The organism is Actinosynnema sp. ALI-1.44 (assembly GCF_001984155.1).
Taxonomy (GTDB): domain Bacteria; phylum Actinomycetota; class Actinomycetes; order Mycobacteriales; family Pseudonocardiaceae; genus Kibdelosporangium.
This window is the reverse complement of record NZ_MTQO01000050.1, coordinates 122,169-144,858: the sequence shown is the minus strand read 5'-3', so window position 1 is coordinate 144,858 and position 22,690 is coordinate 122,169. Positions and strand designations below refer to the sequence as shown.

At 67.8% G+C, this 22,690-nt stretch carries 15 protein-coding genes, 1 pseudogene and 1 riboswitch; of the genes and pseudogenes, 8 read left to right on the top strand and 8 right to left on the bottom strand.

Annotated features, from left to right (window positions below; translation table 11 throughout):
* Nucleotides 1-5: 5 nt before the first annotated feature.
* Genes eccD through ALI144C_RS33160 form a run of 4 tightly spaced genes read left to right on the top strand, consistent with a single transcriptional unit; the run spans nt 6 to nt 8,809 of the window.
* Nucleotides 6-1,403 (top strand): type VII secretion integral membrane protein EccD, encoded by a 1,398-nt coding sequence (gene eccD / locus ALI144C_RS33175; protein WP_076991515.1) that lies wholly within the window; start codon nt 6-8, stop codon nt 1,401-1,403.
* Nucleotides 1,404-1,409: 6 nt separating this feature from the next.
* Nucleotides 1,410-2,795 (top strand): type VII secretion protein EccB, encoded by a 1,386-nt coding sequence (gene eccB, locus ALI144C_RS33170; protein ID WP_076991154.1) that lies wholly within the window; start codon nt 1,410-1,412, stop codon nt 2,793-2,795.
* Entirely contained in the window at nt 2,796-5,450 is a 2,655-nt protein-coding gene (locus ALI144C_RS33165) for a hypothetical protein (protein WP_076991153.1), read from the top strand.
* On the top strand, nt 5,447-8,809 hold the full coding sequence (locus tag ALI144C_RS33160) for a right-handed parallel beta-helix repeat-containing protein (RefSeq protein ID WP_076991152.1): 3,363 nt from the start codon (nt 5,447-5,449) through the stop codon (nt 8,807-8,809). Before ALI144C_RS33165 ends, ALI144C_RS33160 begins: the two co-directional genes overlap by 4 nt.
* A 47-nt stretch (nt 8,810-8,856) precedes the next feature.
* Here the strand turns inward: ALI144C_RS33160 and ALI144C_RS59200 are convergent.
* The 4 genes and pseudogenes from ALI144C_RS59200 to ALI144C_RS33140 all read right to left on the bottom strand — a co-directional run.
* Nucleotides 8,857-9,015 (bottom strand): annotated as a pseudogene (locus ALI144C_RS59200) (tautomerase family protein); the annotation flags it as partial.
* Between the two features lie 55 nt (nt 9,016-9,070).
* Entirely contained in the window at nt 9,071-9,523 is a 453-nt protein-coding gene (locus ALI144C_RS33150) for a TY-Chap domain-containing protein (protein WP_076991150.1), read from the bottom strand.
* On the bottom strand, nt 9,520-10,008 hold the full coding sequence (locus tag ALI144C_RS33145) for a DUF6301 family protein (protein WP_202819121.1): 489 nt from the start codon (nt 10,006-10,008) through the stop codon (nt 9,520-9,522). Before ALI144C_RS33145 ends, ALI144C_RS33150 begins: the two co-directional genes overlap by 4 nt.
* 459 nt (nt 10,009-10,467) lie before the next feature.
* Nucleotides 10,468-11,268 carry an SAM-dependent methyltransferase gene (locus tag ALI144C_RS33140; protein ID WP_076991148.1) on the bottom strand — a complete coding sequence of 267 codons (801 nt, stop codon included), beginning with the start codon at nt 11,266-11,268 and terminating at the stop codon, nt 10,468-10,470.
* Nucleotides 11,269-11,821: 553 nt separating this feature from the next.
* Between ALI144C_RS33140 and ALI144C_RS33130 the strand changes: the two genes are divergently transcribed.
* Together ALI144C_RS33130 and ALI144C_RS33125 are read left to right on the top strand one after the other, a co-directional pair.
* Nucleotides 11,822-12,436, top strand: a complete 615-nt coding sequence (locus ALI144C_RS33130; RefSeq protein ID WP_076991146.1) for an RNA polymerase sigma factor — start codon at nt 11,822-11,824, stop codon at nt 12,434-12,436.
* Nucleotides 12,433-14,817 carry an EAL domain-containing protein gene (locus ALI144C_RS33125; RefSeq protein ID WP_076991145.1) on the top strand — a complete coding sequence of 795 codons (2,385 nt, stop codon included), beginning with the start codon at nt 12,433-12,435 and terminating at the stop codon, nt 14,815-14,817. Before ALI144C_RS33130 ends, ALI144C_RS33125 begins: the two co-directional genes overlap by 4 nt.
* A 1,029-nt stretch (nt 14,818-15,846) precedes the next feature.
* On the opposite strand, the gene thrC is transcribed toward ALI144C_RS33125, so the two are convergent.
* Nucleotides 15,847-17,103 (bottom strand): threonine synthase, encoded by a 1,257-nt coding sequence (gene thrC, locus ALI144C_RS33120; protein ID WP_076991144.1) that lies wholly within the window; start codon nt 17,101-17,103, stop codon nt 15,847-15,849.
* Between the two features lie 11 nt (nt 17,104-17,114).
* A riboswitch (SAM riboswitch) is annotated at nt 17,115-17,229 on the bottom strand.
* Between the two features lie 109 nt (nt 17,230-17,338).
* Here thrC and holA point away from each other — a divergent pair.
* Entirely contained in the window at nt 17,339-18,319 is a 981-nt protein-coding gene (holA, locus tag ALI144C_RS33115) for a DNA polymerase III subunit delta (RefSeq protein WP_076991514.1), read from the top strand.
* Between the two features lie 576 nt (nt 18,320-18,895).
* Here the strand turns inward: holA and rpsT are convergent.
* Complete coding sequence (gene rpsT / locus ALI144C_RS33110) at nt 18,896-19,156, bottom strand: 30S ribosomal protein S20 (protein ID WP_076991143.1); 261 nt, start codon at nt 19,154-19,156, stop codon at nt 18,896-18,898.
* Between the two features lie 195 nt (nt 19,157-19,351).
* Here rpsT and ALI144C_RS33105 point away from each other — a divergent pair, with 195 nt between their 5' ends.
* A complete protein-coding gene (locus ALI144C_RS33105; RefSeq protein WP_076991142.1) occupies nt 19,352-20,194 on the top strand; it encodes a DMT family transporter in 843 nt (280 codons plus the stop codon).
* 56 nt (nt 20,195-20,250) lie between these two features.
* Here ALI144C_RS33105 and ALI144C_RS33100 read toward each other — a convergent pair whose 3' ends face one another.
* Nucleotides 20,251-21,762, bottom strand: coding sequence for a M48 family metallopeptidase (locus ALI144C_RS33100; protein ID WP_143231017.1), 1,512 nt, complete (start codon nt 21,760-21,762; stop codon nt 20,251-20,253).
* A gap of 91 nt (nt 21,763-21,853) precedes the next feature.
* Nucleotides 21,854-22,690: a M48 family metallopeptidase gene (locus tag ALI144C_RS33095; RefSeq protein ID WP_076991140.1), complete on the bottom strand. Its 837-nt coding sequence runs from the start codon at nt 22,688-22,690 to the stop codon at nt 21,854-21,856.

Genomic DNA, 22,690 nt, shown 5'->3' with positions numbered 1-22,690 from the left:
CCACGATGAACCCCGAACTCTGCCGTGTCACGGTGTTCGGCCCCAGCGGGCGGGCCGACCTCGCCGTGCCGGTCTCCGCGACGGTTTCGGTGCTCCTGCCGACGCTCGTGCGGCACGTGGTGCGCGACGAGGAGCGCTCGCGCGACGGTGACCAGTACGGGTCCTGGGTGCTGCAGCGCCTCGGGGACAAGCCGTTCGACGCGGACGGCACCCCGGAGACGCTCGACTGGCTCGACGGCGAGCAGTTCTACCTGTCCCGCGCCGAGGACCCGTTGCCGGAGCTGGATTTCGACGACGTCGCCGAGGGTATGGCGACAGCCGTCAACCGGCAGGGCAACCGGTGGAACGAGGAAGTCAACCGCAGGCTGTTCCTGAGCCTCGCCGCCCTGGTGTTCGCGGCCATCGGCATATCCATGTTTTTGTACGCCAACAGCATGGCCGCCGCCATCACGTCGGGTGTTTTGGCGCTGCTGCTGTGTACGACGGCGGTGGTGGTCGCCCGGACGCTGGCCGACCGGGTCCTCGCCGCGATCGTCGGCGTCGCCGGGTGCTGGTACGCGGGGGTCGGCACGCTCATCGCCCACGCGGGCGTCGCGGGCGCGGTCGGCCTCGACCCGGTGGGCGTGCTGCTCGGTGGCGTCGCGCTTGCTGTCACGTCGGCGACGTTGCTGGTGGTGCAGCGGCTGTTCGCGCACGAGCTGCCGATCGTTCCGTTCGGCAGCACCACGATCATGGGGATCGCCGCGATCATCGGCGTGTGGCTGCACGTCGGCGTGGAGCTGACCCGTCAGCAGGCCGCGACGATCGTCATGTGCGTGTTCTTCGCACTGCTGCTGTTCGCGCCGAAGCTCGCGACCCGCGCGGCCCGGCTGCGCGGCCCGCAGTTGCCCCGCACCGCCGAGGAACTGAAGGTGGACGTCGAGCCGATGCCCGCCGCGCAGGTGGTCGACCAGACCGGGCACGCCGACCGCTACCTCAGCGTCCTCGCCATCGGCGCGTCGGCTGTCTGCGCCGTGGCGTTCGTCTACCAGCTGATCGAGCCGGGATGGCTCGAGTACACGCTCGCCGGGTTGTTCGCGGGGCTGATCCTGCTGCGCTCACGCGAGTTCCTGAACATCGGCCAGCGCACCGCGCTCGCGGTCGCCGGAACGTGGGGTGCCATGCTGCCCTCGCTCAAGATGCTCGCCGGGATGGACGACCTGGCACGGGTCCTGGGTGCGCTGGGGCTCATCCTGGCCGCGCTGCTGCTTGTGCTGGCGGCACTGCGTCCGTCGCACCGCAGGCTGCTGCCCATCTGGCCGCACATGGGCGATGTCATGGAGAACCTCTGCTGCATCGCGCTGGTGCCGTTCGTGCTCGACGCGATGGGTGCGTTCGCCTGGGCCCGCGGACTGGCCGGGTGACGTGCCGTGCAGACCAAGAAGGACCGCGTCCAGGCGTACCAGACCCTTGTCGGGCGGATGAGTGCGGCACTGCTGCTCGGCGACACCAACTACAGCGAAGCGCCCGCACGCCGCGCGTTGATCGGCCTGGTGTTCGGCGTGGTGCTCGCCCTGCTCATCGGCGTGGCGTTCTGGGTGTACGGGCTGATCAACCCCGGCGGCAACATGGCGTGGAAGAAGCCGAACGTCATTCTCGTGGAGAAGGAGAGCGGCGCCCGGTTCGTATACCAGCACGGCTTCCTGGTGCCGGTGCGCAACCACGCGTCGGCGATGCTGCTGCAAGGCGCCGGGGCCAAGGTCGAGTCCATCTCGCGTGCCTCGCTCAGCGAACTGGAGCGCGGTCAGACCATCGGCATCGAGAACGCCCCCGACCCGCTGCCCGCGGCGAGTGCGCTCGTGAGCACGCCCTGGCTGCTCTGCCTGCCGCACACCGGCGGTGTCGATGTGCAGGGCACCGGGCTGATGAGCATGAACGCCAACCCGGAGGCGGCGGGCGGCGCGTCGACCAGACCGCTGGCCGAGAACGAGTACATGTGGGTCGGTTCGACCAAGGGCGAGCAGTACGTGGTGCTGCGCGACACGAAGTACCGGCTGACCGAGCCGCTGGTGGCCGTCGCGCTCGGGCTCGGCACGTCGACACCACCGGCCGCGCCGGACGCCTGGCTCGCCGCATTGCCCAACGGGCAGGACGTCGCACCCGCCTCGATTCCCGACCAGGGCCGCAAAGGCGCACGGGTGGGCAACCAGGACCGTTCGGTCGGCACGGTCTTCCGCCAGGTCGCAGGCAACGGCACGGAGAACTTCGCTGTCCTGCGGACCGACGGCCTGGCACCGTTGTCCCGCACCGAAGCCGCTCTGCTGCAAGCCAAGAACGGCCAGACCGTCGCCGACATCGACACGGCGACCATGGCGTCGGTGCCCCGCTCAGGCGACGACTCGCTGACCAAGCGACTCCCGGATCTGCTTGCCGCGAAGCCGATCCCCACCGGGAAACGGGCGTTCTGCCTGCGGCAGCGGCCGTACGGCACGCAGGTCGTCAGCCAGGCGGTCACCACCGAGCGCAACTACGCGTACCTCGGTATGAACGACCGGGTCGGCGCATACCTCAGGCAGGGAACCGGGTTGCTCGCGGCGTCGGTGCCAGCGCCGACCGCCAAGGGCGCCAAGCCGGACCGGTTCCTCATCACCGACCAGGGGTTCAAGTACCAGCTCGCCAATGACGACGCCATCAGCGCTCTCGGCTACGCCGGGATCACCCCGCAACCGGTCTCGGCCGAGGTGCTGGCACAGATCCCGAGCGGTCCGCTGTTGAGCCGTGCGGCTGTGGGTGTGCTCGAGAAAGGACGTGGCTGAATGAGGCTGTTGACCAAGCGTCGTGACGACGGTGGCGACCCGAACATGATCGGCCACACGATCGGCAACGCACTCGTCGTGCACCCGCGCAACGTGCTCCGCGACGAGATCCGGGACCTGGCGCTCGGCCTGGCCGAGGACCCTGACCACGAGCTCGTCGTGGTCGACCTGCCGGTGGACAGCTCGTTCTCGGTGTGGGAGTCGGCGGCCAAGTTGTTGCCGCGCAAGCGCCGGGGCGTGCGGCTGGTCATCGGCGGCCGGTCGCGTGAGACCACCACCCTCGCGGGCCAATGGCTGTCCGAGCGCCTCAACCGGACGATCATCGCGCCCGACGGCGCTGTGATGCCGGGCGTGGGCGGGTCGCTTTTCGTCGACGCGGGGTGGGGCACCGGTTGGGTTCGCTTCCAGCCGGGCAAGCCGCCGAAGCTGGATGGCAAACGCTTCCCCCAGCCCACATGGGAGACGGCGGCGTCGCTCGTCGAGGTCATGCCGACAAGCGCGGGCGGTGTCGCCGAACCGCTGCCCGGCGGCGTGTGGCTGCGCCCGCGCGGCCCGGAGAGCGTGCTGCGCGCGCATCGCAAGCGGTTGATCGAGACGCTTCCCTGCCAGCCCGACGTGTGCACCGTCGTGGTCGGCTGCCCCGGTGCGCCGCCGACCACCGTCTACGACGTCACCCGGTTCTGGAGCTGGCTGCCCGACGACCTGCGCGGCAAGGTCCGCATGGTCCAGTTCGGCCAGCTCACGCCGTCCTCCGGGGACACCGCGTTCGGTCAGGTGATCGCCGATGCCCTGAGCGAACAGGTCATCTGCTACACCGGCATCCCGGTGGGTTCACGCACCGAGCCGCACATCTACACGCTGCGCGCGGACGGCACGCTCGGCTGGCGGGCGTTCGCCGGTGAGATGAGCTACGCGCCCGCCGAGCCTGGCGTCGCCGCGCTGCCGCCGTTGCTCGTCAGCTACCGCGAGCCGTTGTTCGGTGTCGAGGAGGTCACTCCCGCCGTCTACCAGTACGCGCCGGACGTCGTGCTCGAGATCGTCCAATCGGGACTGTGGCTGCGCCCGCCGCGGGAGTTGCCGCACGCCCTCGCCGTCCGCTCCGCACAGCCGGACGCGACCCGGCACATGGTGCTGTTCGAGGACGAAGCGTCACGGCGTGTGCGTGAACTGGCCGAGGACCTGATCGGTCGCCTCGATCCCGCGACACGATCCCTCAGCGGTCTCGTACGTGCCGACTCGGTGGCGCGGCAACGGGTCGAGGTCGCCGGTCGTGCCATGGGCGCGATCGAGGCGGCCCCGGAGGCGCAGGCACAGGAGCCGGTCGCGGGGCCGGCGCCACGCGGCGCCGATGCGGGTCAGGACAAGGACATGCCGGTGCTCACTGGGCCGTACTCGTTCGAGACCGTGATCATGCGGCTGGAGACGGCCCTGCCGGACGCGGTCACACCGATGGCGTCCGAGGAGGTGTCGGCCCTGCGTCCCGCGTTCGCGATCGAGGCGGCGGCCCCCGCCCCGCCGCCGGTGGCACCGGTGCCGCCGCCCGTGACACCGACTGCGCCGCCGCGGCCGTCCACCCCGGCGGCTCAGCACCCGGTGGACTCCGCCACGGTCGCGGAGTTGCCCGCTGTGCACGCCCAGCCCGGTCCACCGGCGCAGCCGTCGGCGCCTCGGGAGCAGACCCCGGCGACCCCGGCTGAGCCGTCGCACGCCCTCGCCACGTCGGTCTCGGCCGAACCACCGGCGCCGGAACAACCGACTGCCGTTCAGCAGCCCGCGTTCGTCACGGTGCTCCAGCCCACGCCGACCACCGCGGCCGCCGCGCTGGTGCCCAAGCGCGGGCTGGACGAGGAGCGCGAGTGGCTGCGCCGCACGCTGGCCCGTGAACACGCCGCCGTGGCCAACTCGGTGTCGCGCGTCCTGTCCGAACACCCCGGTTTCCGGGGTGCGCTGGAGCGGTCGTCCGGCGGGGTGCTGACCGACGCCGTCGCCATCTACCTCTACCTGTCCGCCGAGGGCGACGGACTGGACCAGCCGTTGCGTACGGGCGAGGTCGGGCCACACGTGCCGTTCGCCCGCTGCGTGGTCTCCGGCCTCAGCAGACTCCCGTCCCACCGCGGCGCCACGGTGTACTCGGCGTCGCCATCGCCGCAGGAGTGGGAGCTTTACCGCAACCGCAAGTACTTCACCGAATGGGGCTTCGTCAACGCGCTGAGCGCGCCCTGCGCGAAGCAGCAGGAGGACAACCAGACGGACGTCCTGGTGTGGTCGATGACCGCGCGCCGCACGAAACTGCTCGAACTCGGACAGCACCCGATCACCGACCGCGTGCTGTTCGTCCCCGGCACGAGCTTCAAGGTGCTCGGCCTGACGGAGCCCGCGGCGGGCAGGCGCGGCCAGGTGTTGCTGCGCGAGTTGGCCGCGGGCGAGATCGACGCGTCCGGACGGGTGGACGACAACAGGGTGTCGCTGGACGAACTGGCGATCAACTCGCTGCGCCGCTGCCTGGACACGTGGGCGGAGTCCAAGGGCCAGACACAGGTTGCCGCGCAGGCCGCGGCCCGGTTCGGGCTGCTGCCCGGCCTTGTCCGGACCGCGTCGCAGCAGAAGTCGCAGCAGAAGTCGCAGCAGAAGTCGCAGCAGGAGGAGGGACGATGAACCGCCAGCTCCTGGTTGTGGGTGCCGACCGGCCCGGCTCGTACCCGACGATCAGCGCGGCGCTGCGTGAGGCCAGGGACGGCGCGACGATCAGCGTGCTGCCGGGCCGCTACGAGGAGAACCTCGTGGTCGGCCGGATGGTCACGGTCACCGCCGACGAAGGACCGGGCACCGTCGAGGTGATCGCCCGTAGCGGCAGCGTGGCCGTGGTCGCCGCGGACGCCCAGTTCTCGGGTCTCCTGCTCACCTGCGAGGACACCGACCTCGCCGCGCTGGACATCCGCCAGGGCGAGGTCGCGCTGGACGACTGCCGGGTGTCGGCGGCGTCATGGGCCGCCGTGCTTGCCTCCGGCCTGGGCTGCGTCGTGCTACGCGGGTGCACCGTCACGACCACGGGCGGTGCGGGCATCGTGGTGACGTCGTCGATGCCGAGCATGGCGGAGAACTCCCAGGTCGTCGACGCGTCGTCGTCCGGTGTCGTGGTGACCGAAGAGGGTTCGCTCGTGCTGCGCCGTGTCTCCGTGCGCAACGCGGGCGGCAACGGCATCTGCGTCAACGGTCGCGGCCGCGTGGTGATCGAGGACTGCCAAGTCGTGGCGGCTGCGAAGCCCGCGCTCGTGGTCGAGCAGCAAGCCAGCGCGGAAATCCGTGACGTGACAGTCAGCGAGAGCGCGAGCCTCGACCTCTACGTGCGCAGCACCGGGGAGGTCGTGATCTCCGACTCGGAGTTCACCGGCGCGGCTGTGCAGGCCGTGCACATCGCGGGCGGTGCCGCGCCTCGGCTGCGCGGTTGCCGGTTCACCTCAGCCGGCCGCAACGCCGTCTACGTCACCGGCGGCTCGGCGCCCCGGTTCGACGACTGCGGGGTCACCGACAGCCCGGTCGGTGTGCTGGTGGACGCGGCGTCCCGGCCGGTGTTCGGCACACTGCGGGTCCAGGGCACGTCACAGGGCGCGGTGCTGGTCGACGCCGAGTCGTCGGTCGGGCTGAAGGGTCTGCGGGCGACACCCGAGTCGGGCCCGGCCGTGCTGGTGAGGGGCAAGTCGCGGCTGATGCTCGCCGACGCGGTGATCGAGGCAGGCGACGACGTCGGTCTGTCACTCGCAGGGGACTCCCACGGCGAGGTGACCGACCTGCGCGTGACCGGCTCGTCGGCGCACCTGGTCACGCTGTTGAGCGGGTCACGCGGCGAGTTCGCCTCCACGCTGGTGCGGGGCGGTGGCCTGCTGGCCGACGACGCCGGTCTCACCATCCAGGACAGCGAGGTCATCAGCTCGGCAGAGGACGGCGTCAGCGCGCGTGCGGGCAGCATGGTGCAGGTGACCCGGTGCCGGGTGCGCTCGGCGCAGCGGCACGGCGTGCACCTGCTCAGCGGGTCGCGCGGCGACGTGCGCGACTGCGAGATCACCGACAGCGCGGGCGACGGTGTCTTGTTGGACACCGAGGAAGCCGTGTCCGTCGCCGAGTGCACGATCACCGGTAGCGGGGGCAGCCCTGTGCGCCAGGCCGTCGAGCACGAGCGTCTGTCGGTGACCGGGATCGTCACCGACCAGCAGCAGCGCTCACAGCGGACCTCCACCACCGCTGCCCAGCAGCGCCCGGCCCCCGCCGAACCGGTCTCGCAGGACTCGGCTACTGCCCAGGTCGCAGACGAACAGGACACGTCGTCCCTCGGCGACGCGATGGGTGCCCAGTTGGAGGGGCCGCTCGCGGAGCTCGACACGCTGGTCGGCCTGGACGGCGTGAAGCGCGAGGTGCTCGGTCTGATCAACCTGATCAAAATGACCCAGAGGCGCATGGAGATGGGCCTGCCCATGCCGCCGATGAGCCGTCACCTGGTCTTCGCCGGGCCTCCCGGCACCGGCAAGACCACGGTTGCCCGGCTGTACGGATCGGTCCTCGCGGAGCTCGGCATCCTGTCGCGCGGCCACATGGTGGAGGTGGCGCGGGCGGATCTCGTCGCCCAGTACATCGGTGCGACGGCCATCAAGACCGCGGAGGTCGTCAACAAGGCGATGGGCGGCGTGCTGTTCATCGACGAGGCGTACACCCTGTCGAGCCAGTCCGGCGGCAGCGGGCCGGACTTCGGCCAGGAAGCCATCGACACGCTGATGAAGATGATGGAGGACCACCGCGACGGGATCGTGGTGATCGTCGCGGGCTACTCCGAGCTGATCGAGCGGTTCCTGGCCTCCAACCCCGGTCTGGCGTCGCGGTTCTCGCGCACGATCGAGTTCCCCAACTACAGCGTCGACGAACTCGTCACGATCACGACCAACCTGTGCCACAAGCACTACTACGAGCTGACCGACGACGCAGTCGACGCGCTCACCGATTACTTCGAGCGCGTGCCGAAGAACGACACGTTCGGCAACGGTCGTGTCGCCCGCAAGCTGTTCGAGGCGATGGTGAACAACCAGGCCTCGCGCCTCGCGGTGCGACCGCCGTCGAAGGAAACCGACCTGAGCAGGCTCATCGGCAAGGACCTGGCGAGCGAACTGGTCGCGCTGGGCGAGGTCGCGCCACGCGCGGCACTGCCGGACGCGACCACGAACCCGGTCGCCGCCGTGCAGGCCACACTGGGTTGGCAGCGGTTGTCGGGGCTCAGCGGCCTGGAGGAGGTGCGCGAGGCGGCCGGCCGGACACTGGTCCGGCTGTGCGGGCTCAAAGCACGCAACAAGGGCTTGGGAAAACAGGCGAACATCGTCCTGTCCGGCAACCGGGGCATGGGGCGCACCGCGGTCGCCACGCTCTACGCGCAGGGGCTGACCGAGTTGCGGCTGCTCGGCAGCGGGCACCTGACGCGGCTGTCGATCGGCAAGGACTTGTGCGCGCGCTGGCCGGGCCAGGCGGTGAGTCTGGTGTCGACGGCGTTCGACGAGGCGAACGGCGGCGTGCTGCTGCTCGACGCGGACAGCGACTGGGTATCGGATATAGCGGAGCGCCGCAGCGAGACGCTGGACGCGCTCGTCGAGGCGGTGCGCCGCAACCCAACCGGTCCCGTCGTCCTCCTGTCCGGCGAGGAGACGGCGCTGACCCGGCTGTTCGAGATCTCCGCAGTGTTCGGCGAGTGCTTCACCGAGCGGTGGGAGTTCGGCGAGTACGACGTGGATCACCTGACCGCGCTCGCGGTGCGGCAACTCGCCCGCTACGGCCACAAGGTGCCCGAGGACTTGGCGAACGCGTTGCGTGGCCTGCTGTCCAACGGCAGGCACACGGCCTGGGACGCGCACGGGCTCGCACAGCGCCTCGCCACCACCGCGGCATCCCGGACGCTGGCAGCAGCCGACTTGCACGTCATCACGCGTTCGCCGATGCCATCGCTGTCACTGGACGAAGGGCTCGCGTCGGTCGGGTGACCGTCCGCGTGGGCCGTCGAACCTAGTAAGCGACCGTTTTCGCATAGATGGCGTTGCACATCGTCCAATCGCACGCTGACTTCGGACAGGTTTGCCACGATCGCTTGGTAGAGCGCGAGTTTCATGTCCCGGGTCCGCCCTCGGGTGAGCGTGATCTCCACCACCACCGGATCGCGCCGATCACCGTCGAGGAAGTGGCGGTCCAACCTTCATCGCCGGAGACGGCGATGACCTGGAAACGCTTCGCTGGTGCGGCCTGCGTCATTCTCGTTGTGCCAGGCCCAGTTGGGGTAGGTCCAGGGCGCTGTTGCCCTCACGTTCGTTCCACGCCTCGTAGACCAGCATTGTCGGGTTGGCCATCCGGAGACCGTCACGCAGCCCGGTCACGACCATCGATACCAGCTGCCGGTAGCCAGCCGTGTCCGCCGGCCAGGGCAGGTCGAACCACCAGTTGCCGTGGTGGTTGTCGTCGGGTTGCACCCAGCCCGCGCCGGCGATCACCCGGCATCCCGCGTCGCCGGCACGCATCGTGGGGTCGAGCCACTCCTCGCCGACCAGTTCGGCGCACAGCCTGTCTTCGAGTTGCAGGAACTGCGCGTACCGGTGAACCGCGTCCTGGGGAAACTCGGCCTCGTAAATCTTTACGATCGCGCCGGCAGGCAGCGCCGCCAACTCCTCGACCAGTCCTTCGGCGAACGTCCCCCATCCGGTCACAGCAGTCCCTGCCTTTCCATTTCGATCATTTCGTCGTGGGAAACGAGCCAGGAGTTGGTCACCAGTGACAGCTCCACCGAGACCACCAGATTGGCCAGCACCAGGGTCGTTCCCGCGCCGGCCCAACGAACCTCGGCGGGCTTACCCGGAATCCGGACGGTCGGGTCGCCGAACGCACCGGTCAGCGCGGTGGCCATCCCGGCGAACGCGTCACGCAGCCGCGCCGCCCCGGCCGCATCCTCGGTCACGAAATCAGTCACCCGCAGTTGGACTTCTTCGGTCAGCCCATCCCGACCGCGGACTTTGCCACTGGCCATCCCGAACCCACTGTCGAGCATGACCCACTGCGGCCGACTCCTCAGGATCCGCCAGCCGAACGCCGCCGCCAACTCCGGCACATCCTGCATCCGCCACGACCAGTCATGTGACCACAGACGGGTGGCCAACTCGACGACCCCGACTCCGGTCAGTGCACACCATTCCACCATGGACAGTCTCGGGCCGGGCCCCGCGACCCAATCCCCATCCTCCTTCCGCCGGACCGTTGTACCAGCCGGTGACCCGCAGATGATCACCACGTCTGGGGCGTGCCACTGAGGTCGGCTTGTTCCCCGCCGTGTTCGTCGGCACCTGATCAGCGGTCAGGAAAGTGACAGGGGCGACCACGTGCGGTCGTTGTCTCAGTGGGCTGGCGGTGGGGATGCCGAACTCCGGCAGCGCAGCCGGGCGTGTCGGGTCACGACGGCACGCCCCGGCTGCGGCGAAAGCCAACCCGCTTCCGCCGCAAGGCAAGCTGAGGACAAGGATGCGGACGTGGGATTCCGCCATGCTCGCCACGACGACGGCACTGCTGTCATTTTGCGTCCACCGCCCCCGCACCGCGTCTTCGATCGATCCCTCACAGCACTCAGTCGCCTCGCAAGGCGAGGTGCTCAGTTCCGCCGTCAGGAGAAACGCATCAGGGCGTGGTCGAATGTGAGTTGTCCCGCCGTACCTTCGGCTGGCGGCAACTCGGACACGGCGAACCCCGTGTCAACGGCCGTACCACGAGGCCTGATCTTGGACAACCATACGTGCAGCGTTCCGCGTGGGCGCACGATGAGCGTGGATCCGATGTCGCCGAGGATCTTCGCGGCTGTGCCGACGTCCGCGCTGACATCCGAGTTCGGCGGCGCAGCGAGCAGAGTCCCCGCAAGGTGACAGGTGCGGGAGAACCCGTTGCGGTACGCGGCTATCAGCCGATGAGGACGACGGGGCGCGGGAAGGGTGTCGAGCGCGCCGATCAGGAACAGCCCAGTCGGTTCATTGCGATCAACCGCGGTGCGCCGATCGAGTGACGCCAGCACGGTCTCAGGCTCCATGAAGTCGCCGCGAAGCACGGTCGTGCGCTGGTTCCCGGCGAGGATGATCTCGGCCTGCTCGACGGTGCTGGTGTCGCTGTCGACGTAAACGGTCGTCGCGGGAATCGACCTGCGGTGCGCGATGCTGTGTACGTGCCCGGCAGTCGGTAGACCGGATCCGAGGACGACGAACTGGCGAATTCCCTGACCCAGCATATGAGTGACGGCGGCGGCGAGGAAGTCACGCTGGCGCTTGATCAGGGATACCAGTATGGGCACACGCGATCGGAGTTCTTCGGCGACTCTCCGATCAAGTGGCGTATTGAGACTGCCTCCCAGAATGTAGTCATGGATTCGACCGAGGTGGGGAGTTCTCAGAAAGGGCGGATGATCGGAGTCGTCCAACAGTTGCTGCTCCCTTCTGACGCACTGAGTCTATAAGACCACCGGATATCTCGACTTCGGCTGGTCGGGGGCGGGTCGCCACCAATCTGTCGCGTCACTCGCTCACTTATCGTGATGAACGCGCGGCCAGCCGACGCGGAGTCGCAGGGGCGCGTCAAGATCGAATTGACTGAACGGACGACAACCTCTGACTTCTGACCAGCGACTACGCACTCATCACGGATGCCGCCCACGCTTCGGTGGACCGGATGGCAGGACACACGAATGAGTGAACATGTGTCTGACTTTCGCGCCTACCGCTGTTTGTAGTGCGGAAGTACCGATCGAGATGGATCGGACTACGGAAATCCTGAGGAGTAGACCTCGTGGTCGAGGTGATGATCATGACGGCGGCGGCGCGCCCGTTCAGGCTGAACACGCTGCCGACCGGACGCCGGACCGAGTGGTACCGGCAGTTCATCTTCAGGTACGAACGGAGTGCCGCATCGACGGGACCGGCTAAACAGTGCGCAACGGACAGCGCGCACGTCGTTCGAGGGCGGAGCGGCGGGGCGTGACGCATGACGGTAATGAGCACGGCCCCGTTCGGGACGACAAAGTCAGCGCCGAGTTCAAGAGTGTATACGTCGAGCTTCGCGGATTCGTGGCGCGGTCTGCGCTCATGCGCGATCCAGGCGTCGACGCGGAAGCAGTGGCACACGACATCATGATGGAACTGTGGGAGAAGTGGTCGACATTCGCCGACACGCAACATCGAAAAGCGTGGGCGTTCCACGTAGCACGCCACCGCTATGTCGACTACCAAAGAAAGGCATCAAGAGAGCGTACCGTCTCTGATCCTGAAACCGCTGCCATGGATCGGCTGACGCAAGTCGACGACCAGACGAGAATCGCATACCGAGAGGCGCTGCAAGAGATAACAGATTTGCCGGACGACGAACGTGACGTCATCAACTTGCAGCTCAATGGTTTCACATTGGAAGAAATAGCGAAGGTCTTGGACATCTCGACGCGGACCGTGTCACGCAGGTTGGAAGCGGCGAGGAAGCAGCTTCGAACCCGACTCGGTCGGCGGGCACCGAGGCAGCCGCCGCCGCTTTCAGATCCCGGTCCCCCCGCATCCCCCGCAGATGGTGACGACGATCATGATGGAGAGGGTGCGCGATGATGCGGAACTTCCGCGACTGGGCCACCAGATTCGCATCGAGGCTCAAAGTGTGGCGACGCGCGATCAGCGACGAGGACCTGGATCGGGTGCTGTCGGGGCTCGGGCAGGCACTCACCGCCGTTGTGGACGATCACCCCCAGGCCACACTCGCGTACCGGGACCGGTTCGTCGAGTGGCTGCAAGCCGGAGATGCCTTGCGAGCGGCCGAGGAGGTTGGGTCCTCGCGCAGACCGACGACCGCTGCGGACGTACCCGGTCCGCTGTCACCAGCTACTCGGTTAGAAGTGGTGGCCGCTCGTTGGAGCATGGCAATTGGTAGTGAGAGCTACGTTTCGGAAGACCTCAGTCCCGACCTGTCGGAGTTCCTCAGGGAATTCACCCTGCATGTCGTCGCTCCGGAGCAGACCCGCATCCCGGTCGATCGAATCGGATACGAGTTGGCACAACGGATCAAGACCACTCCGGCGGCGTTCGGGCAGTCGTTGCGGATCTTGTCCGAGTTCTTCCGGTCACTGGAGGAGCGGCTGCCGCAGACGTCGGACTGGACACCGGTCATCGGCCGATTCGGCGAAGGCTACGCCGCGGGCACTCGAGCACGCGCCCTGGAAGGACAGGATCTACTGATCGAGGCCCTGCACCGGGCGAAAGAAGCCGCAGTGCACGCCGCGCTGATCAACGCGCGGTTCCACGAGATCCTGCACACGGCTCCCATCCCGATGGGAATCGCGAATCCGGACGGGCGGATCACGACCGCCAACGACGCGTTGCGCCGGCTGATCGGCGAGGATGTGCCGGTCATCGACCGAGACCTGGCAAGTCTGGCCCACGACGACGACTCAAGGACGCCGCTCTGGTCGCTTCACCCCGCGTATGACGACGCTTCCGAACCCGCACAGGAATTCCGACTGGCCACTTCTCCATACGCCACACCGGTCTGGGTCAGAGTGCACTGGGGACGGCACCGCAACGACGAAGATGTCCCCGGCGAGATCCCTTTCGTACTGGAGGATGTGACACAGCACCGCGCGCTGCGGCGCTGGCTGGACCACTCCACCCGGTACGACGGGGCCTTCGACATGCCCAGCAAACGGCATTTCATGGACCGGTTGAGTGCTCTGTCGTCCACACGAAACAATGGTCGTGTCGGCATGTTCGCGGTGCGCTTCGACAACATGGACGCGATCACAGCCCACTACGGCTCCGCTGCTTCCGGCAAGGTCGCGAAGGAGCTGGCTGCCAGGACTCGCGCAGCGGCCGAACAGGCCGAGATGGTCACCCAACTGGACGCCACGACCATCGCAATCCTGGTAGCGGGTCCGGATCAGTGGGCTGCCATCGGCCCCGCGATCCAGCTGCTCGTCCAGAGCCTGACCGGGCCGGTAGCGGTGACCAGCAAGGAGGCAGTGTCCATTGTCCCTCTCATCGGTGCGGTCACCGACGGCCCTCCGCATGGCGACGCCGACTCGCTGATCCGATGGCTTGACCACAGCCTGGACACGAACCGCCGGACGACCAACTCGTCTCAGCCGAGAGTCATCCCCGCCGCCGAGGCCGAATCAGCCGCCAGCCGCGTCGTCGAGGCGGCAGGGCTCGGTCAGGCGATCGCGACCGACGGCGTTCGACTGAGGCACGCGCCGATCGGGTCAGCGCGCAGCGCCCGCATCCTCGGTTCGCACGTCACCCTCCACTGGAGACACCCCACGATGTGGCGGACGCCGATCAACGAGGTGCTCGACCTGGCGGACACCTTCGGTACGACCGCGGCCGCCGGGCACTGGATGATCAGCCGGGCCGCCGAAACCGCGGCACGGTGGTACCAGAAGTTCGGCGAGCGGAGCCCATTCGTCCGTATCGACCTGCCCGGACGCAAGCCGTTGACCGACACACTCTTCGCGCACCTCGCAGCCGAACTGGCTCGGTACCGGTTTCCCGAGCGGCTCCTGCAACTGAGTGTGCCCGTGAGCGCACTGCTCGACGACGACGGTCGGTCATGGCGCGAGTTGGTCGGGCTGACCGGAAACGGTATCGCTCTCATTATCAATGGGTTCGGCGAACACCTCAACAGGATGCCGAGGCTGACCGGCACCCCGTTCAACGGTGCCGTCCTCGATCCCCAGTTGGCCGCGAACTTGTTCTCGCAGTCAGCCCCCACTGCCCAGGACGTGGAAACCAAACCCGTTGTTCAGGCTCTGATCGAATGCGCGGACACGCTGAGTCTGGAAACCACTGTGCCCGGCATCAGCACCCGTGAACAACGAGATGCCGTCCGAAGGCTGGGTGCGACTCTGATCGAGGGTGACTTGACCGGGTGCGCGGGCACCGAAGCGGACCTGGAAGCTGTCGTGAGCCGCTCGATGGAGATCCACGCGGTGGCGAAGTGAACGTCTTCCACAACAGCGCTGCGCGGTCTCCCGCGGCACACAAGACAATCGTGTTGGTCGACGTCTACAGATTCAGCCATCCGCGACGAACCCACCAGGACCACCTCGTCATCCGTGAGGGGCTCTACCGCGCCCTGAGCCACGCGTTCCACTACGCAGGAATACCGTGGAACGAGTGCTACCGTGAAGACCGAGGTGACGGTGTACTCATTCTCGTCCCCGCGAACATCCCCAAGGAGTTCGTTGCGTCCCGGTTGCCAGGGACTCTCGCCAGCGAGATCAGCCGATACAACACACGCAATCCCGTGAGCTCCTGCATTCGGCTCCGGCTCGCTCTGCACGCAGGGGAAATCACCCGTGACACGCACGGTGTCAGTTCACCTGCGCTGATCCACGCCTTCCGGCTGCTGGATGCCCCCGAGTTCAAGACACAACTCGCTGGAAACACAGCGGCCGTCGGTGTCATCACCTCCACCTGGTTCTTCGAGCACGTGATCAGCCAACTCCACAGTGAGTCCACAACGGACTACACGCGAGTTCGCGTACGTCTCAAGGGCACGCCAATGACAGGCTGGGTTACGTTCGTCCGCCCGTTGTTCAGTGCCACCCCAACAGATGGGAACAACGTTCTGCGTGTCCACTTTCAGCATTTCGATCATGCGGCGCCATCACACTGGCGACCCCGAAGAGGACGACATCGTCAGCGTCCCCAACGAGTTGCCCGCAGCGCACTCATCAGCTTCCTGATGCGGACGCTCAGAGCCCTGAGTCCGATTTCGCCGGGGCCCAGGCAGGTTCATGCCAAAGCGGCGACGGCACCTGACGCCGTGACTCGTCCACTCCGTCTGGTCACCAGCAGGAGCGCCCCAACAGCCGACCGGCTAGCCTGGACCACTGGCACTGGGGGACAGGCGAAGCTCCGCCGAGAGCTCGCGTGGGGGTCCGCGGTTTCCGTAACAGCAGCAGAAGGCACTTCAGGCTTGTCAGGGGCCTTCACCGGGTGAGCGGCGAAGGCCCCGAACACGGGGTTTACAGGCCGAGCGCCTGGTGGACCGCGTCGGCCGACGGCGGCACGGTGGCGCGCGGGCCGACCTGGGATTCGATGGCGTCCAGTGTCTTGAGGCCGTCGCCGGTGATCAGCAGGACCGTCTCGGCCTCCGGGTCGAGCTTGCCGGTTTCGATCAGCTTCTTCGCCGTCGCGACGGTCACGCCGCCCGCGGTCTCGGTGAAGATGCCCTCGGTGCGGGCCAGCAGCCGGATGCCTTCGACGACTTCCTCGTCGCTGACGTCCTCGATCGCGCCGTTGGTGCGGTTGACGACATCGAGCACGTACGGGCCGTCGGCGGGGGCACCGATGGCCAGCGAGCGGGCGATGGTGTTCGGGCGCACGGGCTGGACGACGTCATGTCCCGCCTTGTGGGCCGCTGACACGGGCGAGCACCCGGTGGCTTGTGCGCCGAAGACGCGATACGGCGTCTCGTCGACGAGCCCGAGCGAGCCGAGCTCGCGGAAACCCTTGTCCACCTTGGTCAACTGCGCGCCGGAGGCGATCGGGACGACCACCTGCTCCGGCAGCCGCCAGCCGAGTTGTTCGGCGATCTCGTACGCCAGGGTCTTCGACCCCTCGGCGTAGTACGGCCGGACGTTGACGTTCACGAACGCCCAGTCCTCGTGCTCCGCGGCCAGTTCCGTGGCCAGGCGGTTCACGTCGTCGTAGTTGCCGTCGACAGCGATCAGCGCGCCGTCGTACACCGCGGTGGTGAGGATCTTCGCCCGCTCGAGGGAAGACGGGATCAGCACCACGGATTCCCAGCCCGCGCGGGCCGCGGCGGCCGCGGTCGCGTTGGCCAGGTTGCCCGTCGACGGGCAGGCGAGCACCTTGAAACCGAGTTGGCGCGCGGCCGCGAGTGCGACGGCGACGACGCGGTCCTTGAACGAGTGCGTCGGGTTTCCGGTGTCGTCCTTGACCCACAGGCTTTTCACGCCGAGCGCGGCGGCGAGGCGGTCCGCCTTCACCAGCCTGGTCAGCCCGGGCTCGGTGTTCGGGTAAGCGTCTACATCGGACGGAACGGGGAGAAGCCCCCGGTAGCGCCAGATGTTCCTGGGTCCGGCTTCGATGTCCGCCCGGCTGATCCGGCCGAACGAGTAAGCGACCTCGAGCGGGCCGAAACACTCGGCACAGGCGAATTCCGGTGCCAGTGGGATCTGGTGACCGCATTCCCGGCACGACAGTGCCTGGGCAGGTCCGAGGTCGAAGGTGGTTGGCGCACCGACTGTGGTCGTCATCGCGAGGTATCTCCTCATCTTTCCGGCTCGTGCCGGTCGGAATTGGCACCGTGATCGCCACCTGAACGGTGAACGCCGGTTGCCGGGGCTTCTTCGGGCCGATCCCTCTGCCCCTCTGGATGAGCAATGTTCAGTTGTGGGGTCTGTCAGCAGGACACGTTACGGCAACGTCCTTACCCGATGCCACCCAAGGCGCCCACAATCCGGGAGAGCGAGACGTGGCAGGATGCTGTCTGTGAACGCCCCGGCTGTGACGCCCGAGCCGCTGCAACTGGTGCTGGGCGAGGAAGAGCTACTGGTAGATCGAGCGGTCCGGGCCGCGCTGGAGGCCGCGCGGCTGGCCGACCCGACAGCCGACCTGACCAGGGTCCGGGTGGCTGATCTCACAACGCCGCAACTCACCGAACTGGTCAGCCCGTCGCTGTTCGCCGAAGCCCGGGTGGTCGTTCTCGAGGCGGCGCACGAGGCGCAGCAGGACATCGCCGACGCGATCATCGCCTACGGGAAGAACCCCGCGGACGGCGTGGTCCTTGTGGTCCTGCACTCGGGGGGCGGCCGGACCAAGGTGGCCAAGTCCTTGCCGACGGCCTTGAAGAAGGCGGGCGCCCAAGTGACCGAGTGCCCGAAGATGACCAAGGCAACGGAGCGCGAGGAGTTCGTCCGGCACGAGATCCGCGTCGCCGGTGGCCGCGCCGACGCGGCGGCGGTGGCGGCGCTGATCGAGACGGTCGGCTCGGACCTGCGCGAGCTGGCGTCCGCCGCGGCGCAGTTGGTGGCGGACACCGACGGAAAGGTCGACGAGACCGCCGTCCGCAAGTACCACAACGGGCGCGCGGAGGTGAACGGCTTCGCGGTCGCGGAGAAGGCGGTCGTCGGTGACCTGCCCGGTGCACTCGAGGCACTGCGCTGGGCCATGCAGCTCGGCGTGCCCCACGTCCTGGTGGCGGATGCTCTCGCCGACGCTGTCCGCACAGTCGCCCGCATCGCCCCGCTCGGCCGGATCGACCCGTTCAAATCAGCCGGTGAGCTGGGCATGCCGCCGTGGAAGATCCGCAAGGCGATGACCCAGACCCGAGGTTGGCACCCCGCCGGGCTCGCCGACGCGATGCAGATCGTGGCGGCGCTCAACGCCGATGTGAAAGGCGCTGCGGCTGACGCGGGCTACGCACTGGAACTCGCCATCATCAAAATCGCCAGAGCGCACCGGAGGGCGTGACAAACAGGCCCGGTCCTGGCGGTGGAGAAGAAATCTCCACCGCCAGGACACCCCCTCGAGAGTGGCCTTTGTCAGGTCGGCGCCTGCGTGCCGTTGGTATGAATTGCTTTCGTAAGTGGGATGGGTGCGTCTGTCGTTCCGGTTGCCGGTTGGCGCTGTCTCATCTTGTGGGTGTGATGATGGTCGACGGTTGTTCAGCTGCGGTTCAGTGTGGCTGGAATGCTGTTCGGGATGTGCGCGGAATTTGTTCATTCGCTGGTGTGGTGAGTGCATGTGAGTCTTTCAAGATTGGTCCCTGCTGGCCGAGCCTGGTTGCGATTGCGCTGGCTTTGGGTGTTTTGCATTTTGCGCTGACTGGTGGGCGGCGCTCAACTCCGCGACCCGAATTGCCGACGGTCTGCCTGGGGCTGGTTATCGGCTTGAGGCGGTTGGTTCTGGTCATTCGTGTGGGCTGGCCGTCGCTGCTGTGGGCACGCGTGGGATCGATGGGGCCTGGAGCTGGTGGGCGGCGGCCGGGGCGTGGAATGCGAGAAGGGCCCACGCCGTGGTGGCGTGGGCCCTTCTCGGGGGTTCTTGTCAGAGGCTGTTGGCGCGCTTGGCCAGTGCCGACTTGCGGTTGGCGGCCTGGTTGGCGTGGATGACGCCCTTTCCGGCTGCCTTGTCCAGCTGGCGGCTGGCGATCTTCAGCAGCTCGATGGCCTTGTCCTTCTCTCCCGCGTCGGCGGCTTCGCGGAACTTCCGGATCGCCGTCTTCACCGAGGACTTCACGGACTTGTTGCGCAGGCGGGCGGCCTCGTTGGTCTTGATGCGCTTGATCTGGCTCTTGATGTTGGCCACGCTGGTACTCCTCAGTGTCGCTATCCGGGTTGTCGTACCGCTCACCTCTGCTGGCCCCGCAAGCGCGGGTTTCCTCCTGGGCGGAACGCCACACGGCACGACTCGGACAGGGTAACAACCCGTCACCGCTGCCGACGAATCCACCCCCTGGGAAACCTGTAACACCGTTGCCCCTGGTTGTACCAGGGTGGGCTTGTGGATCTCGTCGCTGTTGGTCTTGTCCTTGTCGCCGCGATCGCTCATGCGGCGTGGAACTTCGCTGCCAAGCGGGCGAGCACGGGTGGGGCGTTGTTCGTGTGGCTCTACCAGGCTGCGTCGGCTGTCATCTGCTTACCTGTCGGGGCTATCGCCCTGCTGTACGCCGAGCCGCAGTGGAGTTGGCTGTTCGCGTCGGGGGTGAGCGCTGTGCTGCATGTGGCGTATGGCCTCGTGCTACAGCGCAGCTACGCGGTGGGCGACATGTCGGTGGTGTACCCCGTCGCGCGGGGGAGTGGGCCGTTGTTGTCCGTCATCGCGGCTATGGCGTTCCTGCACGAGCGGCCTGGGCCGTGGGCGTTGGTGGGTGCCGCGTTGGTCGTGGTGGGTGTGTTCGTTGTCGGTATCGGCCGGAAACAGGTGTCGATCGGCCCGAGTGTGTTCTACGGCGGATTGACCGGTGTCACGATCGCGTCCTACACGCTGTGGGACGCGCACTCCGTCAAGAGCATGCCGCCGCTGATCTACTTCGCCACCGGCGCGGTCATCCAGAGCCTCGTACTCGCGCCGGTCGCTGCTCGCAACGGCAGTCGGGTCGCCGCGTTGTGGCGGCAACACAAGGTCGATGTCCTGGTGATCGCTGTCCTGTCACCCGTCGCGTACGTGTGCGTGCTGTACGCGATGCGGATCGCGCCTGTCAGCATGGTCGCGCCCGCTCGTGAGCTGTCGATCGTGTTCGGCAGCCTGATCGCGTGGCGCTGGCTCGGCGAGCCTGACCCGGTGCGGCGGCTCACCGGTGCGTTCATCGTGCTCGCCGGGGTCGCGGCGATCGCTGCCTCCTGACGTTCACCGCCCGAGCCCGTCGCCACGTTTCGCTGTCGCACCTGCCCGCGGGGGCCTTAAGTCCACTTCGGACTCACCGGTGCGGTCACCACAGTGGGTTCCTCGCCTGCCGGGAAAACGTTCGTCCGCGCGATCCACTCGCGCAGTACCGGCATCTGCCGGGGGTCGTCCATCGCGGGCCGGACGAGCTCAAGCAGGTCCAGCGCCGCGCCGCCGTCCAGCCGCAGCAGTTTCGGGCCCGACCAGTCCAGTTGGAAGTGCGCGCGACCGGCCCGGATCAGCGTGCTGCTGATGGTGTCGGCGACCAGGCTGGTCAGCACGTCGGGGACGGCCTCGGCGAGTTCCTGCCGGCTCAGGTCGTCCTCGAGGACCTGGGCGGCCAGCAGTTCGCCCTTGCCCTGTTCGACAGCGGTCAGCACGTCGGCGAGGCTGCCCGTGCGCGACACCCCGGTCTGCTTGGCGATCTCGGCGAGCACACCCGCGTTGTTCTCGGCGATCTGGGCGCCCGCGAGCCGCACGATCTCCTCCCACGACGCACGCGGCCCGAGGTCGTTGATCAGCAGTTGGCTTTCCAGCCGGGGGATCGCCTGGTCGGGCCGGACCAGCAGCGCCCACGCCGGACGGGTGTCGCTCGCCTTGTCCGGCTCGGCCATCTGGTCGACGGTCGCGATCCGCACCCGGATGGGCGGGTGGCTGTCGTATTTGGACGCGGGTTCGGTGTCGAGCATCTCGCCCTGCACCTCGGCCAGTTGACGGCGGCGCGTGTCGTTGGTCAGGTAGGAGTGGAAGCCCATCAGCAACTGGGGCGTGCGGCCCGCGTGCGGGACCATGCCGACGTAGCTGCGGTTGAAGTGCCCCCATGCCAGTGCCATGGCGGGGATCTTGCCGAGTGCGGTCCGCGCGGCCGTCTTGCCCGCGGCGCGCACCGCGAGCACGTCCGCCTGCAGTTCCTGCGCCCGGTTGGCCGACCGCGCGACGACGAAGTACAGCTTCATGTACAACCCGAACAGCCAGCCGATCGGACCCTCCAGCCGCTCGACCGTGTGCGCCATGGTCGCCGAGGCGCGGTAGGTCACGGCCGCGTACTTGGTGTGTCCGTGGCTGTAGTGGCCGAGTTCATGGCCCAGCACGGCCCGCAGTTCGCCGACGGTCATTCCGGCGAGCAACGGCAGACCGATCTCCATGTACCGGCGCCCAGGCCGTAGCCCGAGAAGCCTGCTGTCCTCCCATACCGCGGCGTTGACCTCTGGCACGAGACGAATCTCGTCAGGTCCACGCGTGTTGGCGACCACCGCCAACTCGTCGATCATCTGCCACAACGCGGGCTGCTCGGCGCGTGTGATCACCGCGCCGTGCGGCTCCGAGCGTTGCTTGAGCACTTTGTACAGCGCTCCGCCGATGGCGAAGATCGCCACACCGGCGATCGCGACCAGCTTGATCCCGGCCAGCCTGCCCGTCGCCAGTGCGTAGATCGCCAGCCCGGCCAGGCCCCCGATCAGCCCGACCAGCAGGACGAAGAATCCGGCGAGCAGCACGACGGACAAGCCCGCGCGCAGTCGTACCCCCACAGTCCACCCCTTGCAGAAAATGTGCAGATCCCCCGACCTGGCGCGCGGAAGTGTGCCCCGGCCGGCGGCCACTTGTCCACAAGGAAATGTGTCAGTCGGTTTTCGTTTCGGTCTCGTCGTGAGCTTCACCGGCCGGACCGGGATCGTTTCCGGCGGGATCAGGCCTGTGCTCGGGGCCGAGTTCCTCGAACAGCTGCCGCTGGAGATAAGGAAGTGATTTGTCCGGTTCGGTGAGCAGTTCCCACGCCGGTCCGGCCTCGTCCGGCGAGGGGGTGAGGGAGGCGTTGAACCGCTGCACGAGATCCGGCGTGCGCGACTGGTAGGTCACCTGCGCGGCGGAATGCCGGAATCGCCGCCATGCCGTGTCCAGGTCGGGCAGCCTGGTCAGCGCGGACTTCGCCGCGGCTTCGCCCGCCGCCGAGATCGCCACCTGCTCGGCCTGGTCGTGGCGTGCGCGCAGCTGCGGTTTCGTGATCAACCGGTACGGCAGCATGATCGCGCGTGGCAACCGTGACTCCCATACGGATGTGGCCGTGAACAGCGCCAGCGTGTGACCGGTCACCGCGCGCAGTTCGCTCGCCGACAGCCCACCCAGCAGCGGCAGCCCGATCTCCAGACACCGGAAACCGCCGTGTTCGCGTACGGCGGCGCGCATCTCAGGCCCCAGCCGGAGCTCGTCGGGCGCACTGGTCGCCGCGATCTCGGCCACCTCGTCGACCATCTGCCACAGCTCGGGGTGGCGTTTGCGGTTGATCCACGCGCCCTGCTGCCCGGCGCCTGCTTTCCTGCGCAGCACGTAGTGCACGAACAGCCACAGCAGCACGAGGATGACGACCAGGACGGTCCAGGTGGTGCCGAACGTCACCGCGACGGCCGTGAGTACCCCGGCCGCGAGCGCCACCAGCAGCGCGAGGTACCCGGCCAGCAC